This window comes from Pseudopedobacter beijingensis, from assembly GCF_042678145.1.
GTDB classification, from domain to species: Bacteria; Bacteroidota; Bacteroidia; order Sphingobacteriales; family Sphingobacteriaceae; genus Pseudopedobacter; species Pseudopedobacter beijingensis.
Map to the genome: position 1 here is coordinate 1 of NZ_JBHUDG010000046.1, position 14,300 is coordinate 14,300.

General features: G+C 35.8%; 11 protein-coding genes. 2 read left to right on the top strand and 9 right to left on the bottom strand.

Translation table 11 applies throughout. From position 1 onward, the window contains the following. Positions 1-141: 141 nt before the first annotated feature. The 8 genes from ACFSAH_RS15695 to ACFSAH_RS15730 form a co-directional block, all read right to left on the bottom strand. On the bottom strand, positions 142-858 hold the full coding sequence (locus tag ACFSAH_RS15695; protein ID WP_379663688.1) for a porin family protein: 717 nt from the start codon (positions 856-858) through the stop codon (positions 142-144). A gap of 11 nt (positions 859-869) precedes the next feature. Next, entirely contained in the window at positions 870-2,159 is a 1,290-nt protein-coding gene (locus ACFSAH_RS15700; RefSeq protein ID WP_379663689.1) for a TolC family protein, read from the bottom strand. A 1-nt stretch (position 2,160) separates the two neighbouring features. Then, the gene (locus tag ACFSAH_RS15705; protein WP_379663690.1) at positions 2,161-5,265 is read right to left on the bottom strand and encodes an efflux RND transporter permease subunit; all 3,105 of its coding nucleotides are present in this window, start codon (positions 5,263-5,265) and stop codon (positions 2,161-2,163) included. Between the two features lie 96 nt (positions 5,266-5,361). Further along, complete coding sequence (locus ACFSAH_RS15710) at positions 5,362-6,510, bottom strand: efflux RND transporter periplasmic adaptor subunit (protein WP_379663691.1); 1,149 nt, start codon at positions 6,508-6,510, stop codon at positions 5,362-5,364. 289 nt (positions 6,511-6,799) lie between these two features. Further along, entirely contained in the window at positions 6,800-9,502 is a 2,703-nt protein-coding gene (gene mgtA / locus ACFSAH_RS15715; RefSeq protein WP_379663692.1) for a magnesium-translocating P-type ATPase, read from the bottom strand. 48 nt (positions 9,503-9,550) lie between these two features. Further along, the gene (locus tag ACFSAH_RS15720; RefSeq protein ID WP_379663693.1) at positions 9,551-10,258 is read right to left on the bottom strand and encodes an MgtC/SapB family protein; all 708 of its coding nucleotides are present in this window, start codon (positions 10,256-10,258) and stop codon (positions 9,551-9,553) included. Positions 10,259-10,383: 125 nt separating this feature from the next. Beyond that, entirely contained in the window at positions 10,384-11,751 is a 1,368-nt protein-coding gene (locus tag ACFSAH_RS15725) for a HAMP domain-containing sensor histidine kinase (RefSeq protein WP_379663694.1), read from the bottom strand. Between the two features lie 43 nt (positions 11,752-11,794). Next, complete coding sequence (locus ACFSAH_RS15730) at positions 11,795-12,481, bottom strand: response regulator transcription factor (RefSeq protein WP_379663695.1); 687 nt, start codon at positions 12,479-12,481, stop codon at positions 11,795-11,797. Between the two features lie 69 nt (positions 12,482-12,550). Between ACFSAH_RS15730 and ACFSAH_RS15735 the strand changes: the two genes are divergently transcribed. Then, complete coding sequence (locus tag ACFSAH_RS15735) at positions 12,551-12,910, top strand: MmcQ/YjbR family DNA-binding protein (protein ID WP_379663696.1); 360 nt, start codon at positions 12,551-12,553, stop codon at positions 12,908-12,910. Positions 12,911-12,966: 56 nt separating this feature from the next. Next, entirely contained in the window at positions 12,967-13,530 is a 564-nt protein-coding gene (locus ACFSAH_RS15740) for a DUF4256 domain-containing protein (protein ID WP_379663697.1), read from the top strand. Positions 13,531-13,575: 45 nt separating this feature from the next. Here the strand turns inward: ACFSAH_RS15740 and ACFSAH_RS15745 are convergent, their stop codons facing one another. Further along, positions 13,576-14,187 carry a hypothetical protein gene (locus ACFSAH_RS15745; RefSeq protein ID WP_379663698.1) on the bottom strand — a complete coding sequence of 204 codons (612 nt, stop codon included), beginning with the start codon at positions 14,185-14,187 and terminating at the stop codon, positions 13,576-13,578. Between the last annotated feature and the right edge of the window lie 113 nt (positions 14,188-14,300).

Here is a 14,300-nt window from a genome sequence, read left to right on the forward strand (position 1 = left end):
TATAGCTTCCTTTTTAAAGGATTCAAAATCAAAATCGTATTGTGTTGCCATATTTATGTCGATAGTTTAAAGTTACACTATTGACACAGTTCGTGAAACACCCTCAAATCCTTTTGATACAGCCCCAAAACTTTCTGGTTTTTATTTCATTTTCTTATTAAAAGCATATCCCAGGGAAACCATCAAACCTTTATTGTAAATTTTGATATTATTGTTTTTAGTATCTTCATTACCATAGCTATTGGCATATTGAAAAAGATCTGTAAAACCGTGGATATATCTTGCACCTACGGATAATCCCGTCCCAAACTGGTATTCTATTCCGGTATTTATACCAAAATCAAATTTTTGCAAGTATAAGCTTTCAGATTCATCATTTGCCGGATCTCCGAATATACTCTTGTCTTTAAAATAATTTCCATCATCGTCTTTCCTGTTTACATTGGCATTCAATAGGGCACTTAAATAAGGACCGGCATATATTTGCAATCCATAGAAATGAAAGGTTAGATTTACAGGAACTAAATCAATATACTGACGCTTTAGTTTGGAAGCATAATCACCGTTAACGGCATCTGTAAGTTGTACACCGGTATTCCTTTGGTTGAACTCTATTTCATGATTTAAACCAAAATATTTTCCTAATCGGGTATTGGCAAACGCGCCAATATTAAACCCTTGTTCGGCAGTGGTTTTATCATCTGCAAAAATGTAATCTATTTCTTTGCCATAGAGGTCAAAAGAGTTGATACCTGCTTTTATTCCCCAGGTAACTTTGCCGATCTCTGAATTTGTTTGTGCATAGGAAGCCATGCAGATTAGAGCATGGATTATAAATATATAAAGTGATTTTTTCATTTTTCTGTGACTTAGAAGTTAACATCCCATATTCCGGCGGCTCTTTCAAGCTCTACTAATGCGGCCGCATGATTGTAAAGAACCTGATAATAATTTTGCTGAACTTCGTTATAAGTTCTTTGTGCGTCTAATACTTCTAATAGAGAGGTTTCTCCACGCTGATAGCTATATGTTTTTCCATCCAGAATAGATTTAGCCTCGTCTAATAAACCAGAGTTAAACTGTTTTACCTGCTTTTGTGCAGCTAAATACCCTGAATATGCCTGTCGCACTTCTGTATGAATTTCCAGTTCAGCCTGTTTATATTCAAACTCGGTCTGTAACATTCCGTATTGTGCTGCTTTAAGTTCTCCGGGTTTATTATTAGAAAACTTAAGCGGAATACTAATACCTGCATTTATGGTAGAGGTGGACGGGGTTGGGGCGATGGCATTACGAACGTAGGATACATTTTCCATTCCTAACGTTAAACCTAAATCTATTGCCCGGTTTGCTTTAGCAAGAGACAGGGTACTTTTAGATACGTTTTTGTTTTGCAATGCAGCTTTTAGATCTGCTCTGTTATTTTGTGCTTCTACCAAAAGCTGTTGTAAAGAGAAATTACGCTCAAAACCTTTGAAATTTCCTTTTGGACAGACCAATGTATCGGTTTGTATTTCACCTAACAATAATGATAAATTCATCAAAGATGTCTCCCAATCAGACTGTGCGGCATATACCTCATTTAGCATGGTACCTGCTTCCAGTTTGCTTTGTCGCGCATCTACCTGAGAGATGGTGCCCAGCTTGTAACGCATGCTATCAGACGCAGCTAGCTGTTTCATCTGTAAATAGGAGTTGTGCTGTACATCTAGCAAAAGACGATGCTGCATACCTGTTAGAAAAGCCAGCGTTGCATCGGCACGTAAATTCCTGAAATAATCTTCGAGTAAAAAACTGGTTAATTTAGCTTCATTTCTGGCTAAATCTATTCTGGCTTTTCTTTTTCCTCCTAATTCCAATGTCCAGGTTAGTTCAGAATTAAAACCATAGCCCATATTCATTCTACGTTGTCCGTTATCTAACCAACCAAAAGCAAGTTCAGGGTCGGGGAAGATTTTAGCGGTTTCTATTTCGGCTTCTGCAATGCTTACATTGAACTTTTCTGCAGAATATGCGATGTTGTTTTTACCTACCAGATTAATATAAGTAGCGTAGTCTAAATCCCTTTTATTGAATATAGTATCTATTTGCTGAGCATGCGCTTGATACGATATACTCAACAACATTAAACCGAAGAATAATTTTAAATATCTTTTCATCTTAACTGGTTTGATCTTCTTGTTTTTCATTAAAGTTTTTGCCCCATTTTTTCTCAATCATATAATAAAGGGCAGGGAGGGCAAACAAAGTTATAACCGTTGAAAATAGTAGTCCATAAACGATTACTGTGGCAAGTGGTCGCTGTACGTCTGAACCTATACCGGTAGCAAGCGAGGCAGGGAACAAGCCTAATATGGCAACTGTTGCTGTCATTAATACTGGTCGGAAACGATGTTGTGCACCTTCAAGAACTGCTTTTAATAAATCGTATCCTTTTTTTCTTAATTCATTTATATGGGATATCATAATTACACCATTCTGAATAGCAACACCAAATAAGGCGATGAATCCTACTGCGGAAGATACATTGAGTGACATTCCACGAACGTTAAGGGCCAACATCCCTCCAAATAAGGCTAATGGAACAATACTCATTAATAAACCTGCCTGACGGAATGTGCCAAATGCTGCATATAGTAAAACGAACATGATACCCAGCGCTAAAGGAACAATAACAGATAGTCTGGAATAAGCTCTGTTTTGATTTTCGAATTGCCCGCCCCATTTAATGTGATAAGTATCATGATCATACTTAACATTCTTTTCTATAGCGTTTTGTGCATCATTAATTAAAGATTTAAGATCCCGGTTACGTACATTTAGCTTTACGGTTAAATGCCTTTTGTTCATTTCTCTTGTAATGGTACTTTCTCCGGTACTTAGCTTTACTTCTGCTACCTGAGACAGGGGTATTTTAGCTCCGGTCTCAGAAGTTAACATCAGGTTGGCTATTTTATCTGGTGTATTCCTGCTTTCTTCGTTATATCTACAGATAATATCATAGACTTTATTTCCGATAAATATTTGTGAAATAGCTTTACCACCTACGGCTATTTCTATTAATTCGGCAACATCAGAAACATTTAATCCGTATTGAGCTATTTTGTCTCTGTCTGAATGTATTTGTAGCTGTGGGAGAGGAGGTTCCTGATCTATAGCCAGATCTACTGCACCGGGTACCGTTTTTAAGGTGGTGATGACATCATCTGCAATTCTGCGTGTTTCTTTAAAATCGTCGCCATATATTTTGACTACCAGCTCGCTGTGTGCTCCGGATATTTTATCCATCACACCATCTATCATCGGTTGTGAAAAACCTACAGTAAATCCGGGAAGACTTTCGTATTCTTTTGCCAGTTCATCAATCAAATCGTATTTGGTTTTTCCTCTGGGCCATTCTTTATATGGCTTTATACCTACAGAAACTTCAAAATGCGATGCTGTCCAGGGATCTGTACCATCATCATTACGTCCGGCCTGTACCATAATGTAGGTAACCTCATCGTACTTCATGGTTCTTGCTCTCAGGGTATCACTCAGTTCTTTGGATTTTTCTACAGAAATACCCGGAGGCAATTGTACCTGTAACCAAATAGAACCTTCATCCAATGGTGGTAAGAAATCTTTTCCTACACGGATGGTTAATAATGTAGCTGCTGTCAGTATCAGAATTAGGGGAAGGAATACTTTTTTAGGTTTTCCCATAATCTTTTCTATTCTGTTATGGTACGTAGTGCTTAGTTTTTCAAGCCATTTATTATGGTATATTTTCTGGGGTTTACGATAAATTACATAAGCCAGTCCGGGAATTAATAACAAGGCCACACATAAGGCGCCAAACAACGCGTAACCTACAGTAAAAGCCATTGGTGTAAACAATTTCTTTTCTACTCTTTCAAAAGCAAATAGGGGTAAATAAGCTGTTATGATAATAATTGTGGCAAAAAACACAGGTTTTGCTACTTCGGCAGCTCTTTGTGCGATGGTTTTTTCTTCCAATTCTTCGTCAGGCGAATCTTCTCTTTTCTTGAGAATGGTTTCCATCATTACAATAGCGCCATCTACTATAATACCAAAATCTATAGCGCCTAAAGAGAGCAGGTTAGCCGGAATATTGGTAAAATGCATCAATATAAATGCTATCAGCAATGAAATTGGAATAGTGATGGCAACCAATAACGCCCCACGCCAGCTTCCCAAAAACACAATAAGCACCACAATAACCAATGCCATTCCTTCTAAAAGTGTATGTGATACTGTATTAAGTGTGGTGTCTACCAGATCTGTCCGGTCTAAAAATGTATGGATGTTTACACCTTCGGGTAAGCCACCCTGGTTCAGTTCTTCTACAGCTTCGTGAATTCCACTTAATACATCAGAAGGGTTTTCTCCTTTTAACAAGAGTACAATACCTTGTATGCTTTCTGAGTAATCGCGGTTACGATCTGTGTAACCTAACACGCCTTTACGTTCCAGCATACCGTATTTTAACTGTCCCACATCATTCAGGAAAATAGGAACTCCATTTTCTGTTTTAACAACTATTTTTCCTAAATCGTCCAGGTTTTTCAATAGACCAATTCCGCGAATGACATAACCTAGTTCGCCTCTGGGCAATACGCTTCCACCTGCGTTTACATTGTTTTTTTCTACTGTTTCTATAACGTCTCCTAAAGAGAGTTTATATTTTTCCAGCTTATGCGGATCTAATTCTATTTGAAACTGAGTGGTTATTCCGCCAAAGTTTGTAACGTCTGCTACACCAGAAACTTGTTTTATTCGTGGAATAATAGTGAAATTCTGTAAATCGGTAAGCTCACGTAAATCATGATTATCGCTTTCTATAATATAACGATATATTTCTCCGGTGGGCGATGTTAACGGATCTAAACCGGGTTGTGCTCCGTACGGAAGTTCAACTTCGTTAAGTCTTTCCTGAATACGCGTTCTAGCCCAATAATCATCTACACCATCTTCAAAAACAATGGTTATCATAGATAGACCGAAGGTACTTTTACTACGCATTACATGCATTCCAGGTAAACCGTTAAGCTCTCTTTCTATAGGAATGGTTATCTGTTGTTCAACTTCTTCTGCCGCCAGACCAGGAACCTGGGTTACTACTTGTGAGGTAACATCGGCAATGTCCGGGTATGCTTCTATAAACAGCTGCTTCCATGAATAATATCCAAAAAACGCTATCAGTACAAATAAAGTGACCATTACCCAGCGCTTCTGAACGCTTGTTTGTATCAGTTTGTTCATGTCAGATTCTTATATAGAGTTTATTAATGGGGATAATAGCGTTATTTCTCTATTTCCCGTGTTTAACTCTTTTACTTTAATTTTTTATTTAATTCTCTATTTCATTTCCAGAAGAAAGATTCCTCCTTCGCTGACAATAACATCCTGAGGATTTAAGCCGGATGTTACCAAAACTTTATCTTCATTCAGCGTCATCTGTGTTTCTATCTTACGTTTCAGATATTGGTCTTTACCTGCCTGTACATATACAAACTGGGCATCGTCCATTTGCTGAATGGCTTTTAAAGGAACAAGAATACCCGATGCCGGATTGTCTATAAAACGTACAGAAACATACATACCCGGTTTAAGATCGTGTTTGCTGTTATCACATTCTATTAAAACCTGTACGCTTCTGGTTTCTTCATCCACAATTTCGTTAACGTGGTAAACTTTACCTTTAATAATTTTGCCGGGTAATGCTGCTATGGTAACTTCTACATCTTTTTGTTCCTGAATAAAACGTATATCTTTTTCTTTTACCTGACCCACTATCCACACTTTAGATAACTCAGCTACTATAGCTAGAGGGGCTGCATCTTCTTTTAAATACTGACCTATAACTATATTGTTATCAACTATTTCTCCTTTTATGGGTGAAGTAACTATTAAAGGTTGCCCCAATACAGTTTTTGAGGGATCTATATTGAATATTTTTAAGGCTGCTGAAGCATTAGACAGTGCTGATTTTTTAGTTTCGAAATCTGTTTCTGCCTCTTCCAGTTCGCGTTGTACACCTACACCGTTTTTTAATAAATCTTTCTGTCTTTTAAGGTTTAGTTCTGCCTGACGGAATTCTTGTTTGGCATCAAAATATTCTTTTTGTGAATTGAAATAATCAGGGGAGCTGATTTCAAAAATAGGAGAGCCGGGCACTACCTTTTGTCCCAATCTGATATAAGATTTTAACACTCTTCCGGCAAATGGCGGAGCTATTTCTGCATAATTATTGGGTATGGATTTTACCGTTCCTACAGTGGTGATTTCTGATCTGAACTCCTGCTCTCCAATAGTAAAGAAAGATAGTCTTGATTTAATATTTGAATTTTCTGTCAAAACAATTGTATCTCCTTTTATGGAGTAGCTTGCGGAAACATTATGGTTCTCTTCATTTCTATTGGTACAGGAATAGAGAACAAACAAGCTTACCGAAAGCGATAACACTGTTTTTGCGGTGCTTCTGAAGTTTGCTGATTTGGTAATCATTACGTCTATATTTTTTTAGTTTAATTTTTATATGTAAAGGGTTGTTTTGTTTCTTTTTTCTAAAACAATGCAAAGGTGTAAATGTTCCTTTTCTTTAATGGTTAGAGAACAGATAGAAAAAAATTAGAATTTTATTAGAGCTATGTAGCATTATAAAGCTGACTGAGGTTTATAAGAAAATGAAAGCTACATAGAGGTTTGTAAGGGAGGGTATCAGACTGATTACTGATACACCTCCAGTACTTCTTTAACACTTCTCTAACACTTCTTTAGTCAATTGAATAGATACTTACAACCAGGTATTAAATTTCTTAATAAACCAGTTTTTAACAAACTGAGTAACCAGGCAATAAGAAAACAAAATACCTATTAACCATGGGAAATAACTTAATGGCAATGGTTGCAGTTTTAACGCAGTGGCAAAGGGCGAAAAAGGTAATGCTATGCCTATAACCATAATTAATGATGTAAAAGCAATTACCGGAGCTGTTGCCCAACTTTGTATAAATGGTATTTTTTTGGTCCGTATCATGTGTATGATTAAAGTTTGTGAGAGCAAACCTTCTACAAACCAACCACTCTGAAATAACGTTTGGTGTTCTGGTGAGTTTGCTTTAAACACAAAATACATGACAGCAAAAGTGGCAAAATCAAAAATAGAACTTATTGGGCCAATGTAAAGCATAAACTTAGATACACTTTGCGCATCCCATTTCTTTGGCTTCTCCAAAAAATCTTCATCCATTTTGTCCCATGGAATAGATATTTGTGATATATCATACAAAAGATTTTGTACCAATAGATGTACCGGGAGCATGGGTAAAAAGGGTAAGAACGCACTGGCACCTAACATACTAAACATGTTACCGAAATTACTACTGGCAGTCATTTTAATATATTTGATGATATTACCAAAAGTTCGTCGGCCATAAATAACTCCTTTCCGCAGTACCAGCAGATCTTTTTCTAACAGAATGATATCTGCACTTTCTTTAGCAATATCAACGGCTGTATCTACACTAATGCCTACATCAGATTCTTTAAGTGCGGCTGCATCATTAATCCCATCGCCCATAAACCCTACGGTATGTCCTTTACTTCTTAAAGCCTTTACCACACGTACTTTTTGCATAGGATTAAGCTTAGCAAAGACAGATACGGTATCTATTTTTTCCAATAGACTGGTTTCTGACATAGTTTCCAGCTCACTACCATTTATAATATGCTGAACAGGTACACCCACATCCTGACATATTTTTCTGGCTACTATTTCATTATCTCCGGTTAACACTTTTATGCCCACACCTAATTTCTGTAAAGCTTCTATAGCGGGTTGTGCCGATGGTTTCGCCGGATCCAGAAAACCGATAAAACCTGTTAAGGTCATATCTTTTTCGTCTTCTATAGAGTAGGTGAGTGGATGTTTGGCGTCGAATTCCTTAATAGCTACCAGTAAAACCCGCAAACCTTCTTCATTCATTTTTCTTGATGTTCTATGTACAATTTTCCGCATAGTATCATCTATTGGTACAATTGTATCATTTTCTATATGAAGTTCTCTGTTATCGCCAGGCTCAAAAGTACTGCTACACAGTTCTAACATTTCTTCAACGGCACCTTTACAGATTAAGAGATGTTTTCCATTGTGCATTTTTAAAATAACGGACATTCGGCGACGTTGAAAATCGAAAGGGATTTCGTCTATTTTGATATATTGCTCTTCTACTTTAAGGTAATCATGTAGTTCTACATGTTCTAAAACCGCTTTATCCATCAGATTTTTTAGTCCCGTTTGGTGGAAACTATTGAGGTATGCCCATTTTAAAACCTCGTCATCTTCAACACCAAAGACATTGAGATGTTTTTCCAATACAATTTTATCTAATGTGAGGGTTCCGGTTTTATCGGTACACAAAATATCCATGGCCCCTATATTCTGTATGGAGTTTAGACGTTTTACTATAACCTTTCTTTTACTCATATTTACAGCACCTTTTGCCAGATTGGTTGTTACAATCATAGGCAACATTTCGGGTGTTAAACCTACCGCAACGGCAATGGCAAACATTAATGCTTCTAACCAATCGTTTTTTACTATTCCGTTGATTAAAAATATAATAGGCACCATAACCAGCATAAAACGTATAAGTAAAAAACTTACTTTATTAATACCTTTATCAAAAGCTGTTTCCGGGCGTTCGCCGGTTATAGATTTACTGATACTACCGAAATAAGTGTAACTTCCTGTTGCTACAATAATTGCTGTTGCCGAACCGCTTATGACATTGGTGCCCATAAAACAGAGATTATTAAGCTCTACAACCTGCATTTTGTCGGCATTTCTTATAGGTAGATAGTTTTTTTCTACGGGGAGGGCTTCTCCGGTAAGCATACTTTCATTAATGAAAAGATCTTTGCTATGCATAATCCTGCAATCTGCCGGAATCATGTCTCCAGCCGAAAGGAAGATAATATCTCCGGGAACGAGTTCACTAATTGGAATTTCTTTATACCCTTTAAACTTTCTTAATACGGTAGCAGTTGTTTTAACCATACTCTTCAGTTGGTCGGCTGCTTTATTACTACGGAATTCCTGTATAAAACGTAATAATACACTAATAATAACCATAATAGAGATTACTATTACGGTTTTAAAATCTCTGTCTTCTACAGATGGCAGCCACACATCTATGATAAATGAAATAATAGCGATTACCAGTAGGATATATATAAAGGGATTGGCAAATGCTTTGAGCAATTGTAAATACCATGCCGGTGCTTTCTGGTGTTGTATCTCGTTAAAACCAAATTTTGCCCGACGCTCGTCTGCCGTTATTTTTGTAATACCTTCTTCGCTGCTCTCGAGCATTGCATAGACAAATTTATCATCCTGTCTGGATGCATTTTGCAGTTTGGTTATTGTCCCTACATTCATTCCGCTTGAGCTGATTACAGAATGAAAAGGGTTTCTGATTTTGTCTTTTAACTTCATCTCGGTATATTATTTAAAGCTAATACAGCTGGTTATTTATTCCGGTTCTTATAAATCATCTGACTGTGTGCCTATTATTTCCCAGCTTACTTTTACTACTTTTTCTTCTATAGTTAAGCGACTGGCTACACGTTCTATTAAACTGTCTTGCGGGGTTGCAGCCTTAATAACAGCAGTGATAATCACAGTAGCCATATCTTCGCTGTCATCACTGGATAAGGATTTTAACAGTAACCTTTCATCGTTACCCAACATCTGCATTAATAAAACCCTAACATGGTTTTCTATATCGGGTTTACATTTAATTTTAAAAAGATAATCTGTCTGTGCTGTTGCTGGTTTTAGATGTGCTATTTTGTTTAAGGAATTACCTAATGGTCTCAAAACAATATGAGTAAGCATAATGGCTAAGGTAACTATACCTGCCTGAGGAAAAAGTCCCATGCCACATAAAGCACCTACAGCCGCAGAACACCAAATAGTTGCTGCCGTATTTAAGCCCTGCACATTCAGTCCGTCTTTCATAATTACACCTGCTCCAAGGAAACCAATTCCGCTCACTATATAAGAGGCAATTCTTCCGGTAGCATCTCCACCAATCTCTATAGAAAGCAAAATAAAAGCAGTAGCGCCCAAAGCAACCAGGGTATTGGTTCTTAAACCAGCATTTCTTTGTCGCCAGTGTCTTTCAATACCTATTGCGGCACCCAACAACAAAGCAGTTAAAAGTCTAATTGCAAAATCTAATACTCCCATAGCTGTACACTTTTTAAGTTTTAACTTCTTGTGGTGCACAAAGGTCGGGACTATGTTTTCTAAAGCAGGTTAGAGGACCTACAGAAAAAAATTAGAATTTTATTAGAGAGGTATAAGAATAGAGATTATATATGCGGTAATTCTATACTAAATGCAGTGCCTTTTTCTGGTTTCGAAAGTACACTGATATGACCATAATGCAGGTCTATAATTTTTTTGGTTAAAGATAGACCAATACCATTTCCGTCTGCAAAGTTTTTGTTTTTCCCTCTATAAAAAGGAGTGAAAATATTGGAAAGTTCTTCTTCGGAAATACCTATTCCATTGTCGGAGAATTTAATCAGGATATTGTTATTTGAGAAGGCTATTGATGCCACACTTTGTTTATCTTCCGAGAACTTACAGCCGTTTTCAAACAGATTTACAAAAGCTACTTTCAGGAGATACTCATTTCCGTTGACAGAAATTTCATCATCATCCTCAAAGTCGTTTTCAAAATGGATATCTGCTTTATAGTTTGGATTAGACTGTTGTACCTGTTGCAGTGCATCTAACAATATTTCATCTATTCGCACAGCTTTAAAAGCAATTTCAGAAGGGTCGTAACTTGCCTTTGCCAGATCTAACAAACTGTTAAATAATCGGGAAAGCTTTTTAGCATCGTCCAAAGCATTATTTAAAGCTTGCTTGTATTCTTCAATGCTTCTTTCCTTTGTTGCAGACAATTCGAGTTCCGTAATTAGTGCTGCTAAAGGTGTACGCAGTTCGTGAGAAATATTGGAAACAAAGTGTTTTTGTGCATCAAAAGAGTTTTCTAAACGATCCAGCATTTTATTAAAGGTATTTGCCAGTTCCGAAAGTTCATCTTTACTATCGCTGCTTTCTAAACGTAAATCCAGATTTGTAGCAGAAATACTCCTTGCTTTCTTGGTCATTTTTTGTACCGGATCGAATGCTTTTATTGAAAAAAAACGTCCTGCAAAATAGATAAAGATTATGGATATGATAAATACAATAACAATGGTTTTTAACAGGTTATCTAGTTTATTGTACCCGTACTGATCGTATGCTGCTGCCGTAATTATATATTCTTTGTCCTGATATTTATAAAGTATTCCTATAACCTGCCATTGATCCTGATAAAAATCAATTTCTCCTTTTAACTTGATGGCAGAAAACATATCTGATGTTTCTTTTACAAAATCTATGTCAACGGCATCATGATATAATAGGTGATAATTGGTATCGTAAATAGCGACTTCAACCTCGTTTAATATTTTTCTGTTATTATGATAAATTTCCTGTAACGTGTTCTTATCTACCTGGGCATTCAAAAAAACATTCGCTTTAGTATAAGCTTCCTTTCTTAATAGAGCATAAAATTCCTTCTCTCTGTTTTCTTTGGCCGAATAATATACCACAAAGGCAAAAGCCAATAAAATAGTAGCTGTTACTAAAGTAAATAGGAGAGTGAGGCGGGTTTTAATTTTCACGTTTTGGATATATAACCAGTTAAACCATCAACAATATGCTATTTTAAGATTCAGATTTCAAAATAAAACCCATTCCAGATTTTGTATGAATCAGTTTTTTAGCGTAGTCCTTATCTATTTTTTTGCGTAAATAATTTACGTAAACATTCAGGAAATTTGTTCCGGTATCAAAATGTGTATCCCAAACTTTATCTGCTATTTCTACCCGAGACAATACCCGTTCAGGATTTTGCAGCATATATTGCAATAATTTAAACTCTTTTGGCGTAAGACTGATTTCTTCTGTACCCCGTTTAACAATTTTTGTATGCAGATTCATTTCCAAATCGGCATATCGAAGAATAAAACCCACATTATTGGTGCTTTTAGTATTTCGTTTTAGTAAAGCTCTGATACGTACCAAAAGCTCTCTCATTTCAAACGGCTTTACCAAATAATCGTCTGCACCTGCATCAAACCCTTCAATTTTATCATCTGTTGTCCCCAAAGCAGTTAACATAATAATAGGAATGTCTGGCTTTGCCTGCCTGATTTGTTTACACAGGTCAATTCCATCCATTTTGGGTAAAATAATATCTGTAATAATCAGGTCGTAATCATTTTGTAAAGCTAATTTCTTAGCTGATAAACCATCATAAGCTAATGTTAAGGAAAATCCATATTCTTCTAAACCTCTCTGTATAAGCTCTGATACGCGTAAATCATCCTCAACTAACAAAATATTATTCATAACTGTAAAGTTAAAAACATTCTCGGGAAGGATAGGGGGGATAGCCTAAAAATCACTAATTTTAAGTTTATGAACAAATCAGACGATGTAATATCTTCATTTATAACATCACTTCCTGAAGTTAATAAAGTTCCTCATTTTAAAAAAAATGCATTTAAAGTCAGGAAGAAAATATTTGCAACTTTAGATGAAGAATTACAGCAAATCAACTTAAAGCTTACTGAAATAGAGCAAGATGTATTTAAGTTAGTTAATACAAAGGCTATTTATGCAGTAAAAAATAAATGGGGAAAGCAGGGATGGACTATATTTCAAATAAATGAGCTGGAAATGAGTATCTTGAAAGAAGCAATTATTAATGCTTATTGCAATGTTGCTCCCAAAAAATTATTGGAACAAAGAGGTATCCAGAAATATGTAGATAGCTGATCTTGAAAAATAATTCTAATTATTTTTACCTTTAGAAATACTAAATAAAATGAGTTATGAAAGGAGACAGAAAACTCTCAGCCTCAGAAAAAAATCAACTTATTGATACTTTAAAGCAACGTTTTGACAAATATACTGAACGACATACTAATATAAAATGGACTGAGGTTTTAGCCATACTTGAAAATAAGGAAGAAAAGTTATGGTCTTTATATAAAATGGAAGAAACAGGAGGGGAGCCCGATGTTGTTGGGCAGGATGTAAAAAGTGGAGAATTTATATTTATAGATTGCTCGGCGGAAAGCCCTAAAGAACGAAGAAGTATTTGTTACGATAGGGAAGCATTAGATGCCAGAAAACAGCATAAACCAGCCAATAGCGCTGTAGATATAGCTGGTGAGTTTGGAGTCGAACTTTTAACTGAAGAACAATACCATGAATTGCAAAAATTAGGAAAATTTGATCTCAAAACTTCCAGCTGGATAAAAACACCGGATGCCATTAGAAAGTTAGGCGGTGCGTTATTCTGTGATCGTAGATACGATCATGTTTTTACATACCATAACGGTGCCGATTCTTATTATGCTGCTCGAGGTTTTAGAGCTATTTTAAAGGTTTGAAAATGATAGAATTCAGGATAATCCTTTATGATTATTCTGAATTCTTTAAAATGATAGCTTTATAATTCTATCTATTTTTTCTTTGCTCATATTGGAAGAAGATTCCTTATATAATTCGTATTTAAGCAGAGAAACGATAGCAAAAAAATCCGTAGTAAGCACAGAATAATATTTTTCTAAATCTCTAATAGCATTTTCATCTATAGATTTTACCATTTTACTTTCCTGCATCAGATTTCCAACGTAATCCAATATTTTCTCAAATGTTTCTGCCGAAGTATGCATCTGTAAATAACCAAATTCAAAAAGAAGATCATGTAAATTATGAACTTCATTTTCTCTAACTTTATCTTTTGTAAGGTGCAACGCTAAAGAATCTTTTTGTAAAATAGTATTTAGCTTATTCAAAAACTCGAAATAAACTTCTTGTTTTTTCTCAAATACCATAATATGGCGTTCTCTGGTTTCTTCGCTTTTAGTTTGTCCCTGTAATAAAAGTACCGTAATAATTGCGGTAATTACTACGCCTAATAAAGTACCAAAAAACTGACCGGGTAAAGATGCTAGTTCAAAGATTTCGAAAGTAACCGCAGTTATCAAAAAAACAATGGTAAAACTAATAATGCCAACCCTTGACCAATTTACTTTTTTTATCATAGCAGATGATTGTAATGCAGTTCCAAATAACGGTTATTTATTTTAAATAACGAAGCTAACGATAAAGTTATAGATTTAATATATTTAAGTCTTATAATTTACATTATGTTAAG

Bases quoted from the DNA above. Each gene is read 5' to 3' on its own strand.
- ACFSAH_RS15695 (WP_379663688.1), bottom strand. From the start codon at position 858: ATGAAAAAATCACTTTATATATTTATAATCCATGCTCTAATCTGCATG.
- ACFSAH_RS15700 (WP_379663689.1), bottom strand. From the start codon at position 2,159: ATGAAAAGATATTTAAAATTATTCTTCGGTTTAATGTTGTTGAGTATA.
- ACFSAH_RS15705 (WP_379663690.1), bottom strand. From the start codon at position 5,265: ATGAACAAACTGATACAAACAAGCGTTCAGAAGCGCTGGGTAATGGTC.
- ACFSAH_RS15710 (WP_379663691.1), bottom strand. From the start codon at position 6,510: ATGATTACCAAATCAGCAAACTTCAGAAGCACCGCAAAAACAGTGTTA.
- mgtA (WP_379663692.1), bottom strand. From the start codon at position 9,502: ATGAAGTTAAAAGACAAAATCAGAAACCCTTTTCATTCTGTAATCAGC.
- ACFSAH_RS15720 (WP_379663693.1), bottom strand. From the start codon at position 10,258: ATGGGAGTATTAGATTTTGCAATTAGACTTTTAACTGCTTTGTTGTTG.
- ACFSAH_RS15730 (WP_379663695.1), bottom strand. From the start codon at position 12,481: ATGAATAATATTTTGTTAGTTGAGGATGATTTACGCGTATCAGAGCTT.
- ACFSAH_RS15735 (WP_379663696.1), top strand. From the start codon at position 12,551: ATGAACAAATCAGACGATGTAATATCTTCATTTATAACATCACTTCCT.
- ACFSAH_RS15740 (WP_379663697.1), top strand. From the start codon at position 12,967: ATGAAAGGAGACAGAAAACTCTCAGCCTCAGAAAAAAATCAACTTATT.
- ACFSAH_RS15745 (WP_379663698.1), bottom strand. From the start codon at position 14,187: ATGATAAAAAAAGTAAATTGGTCAAGGGTTGGCATTATTAGTTTTACC.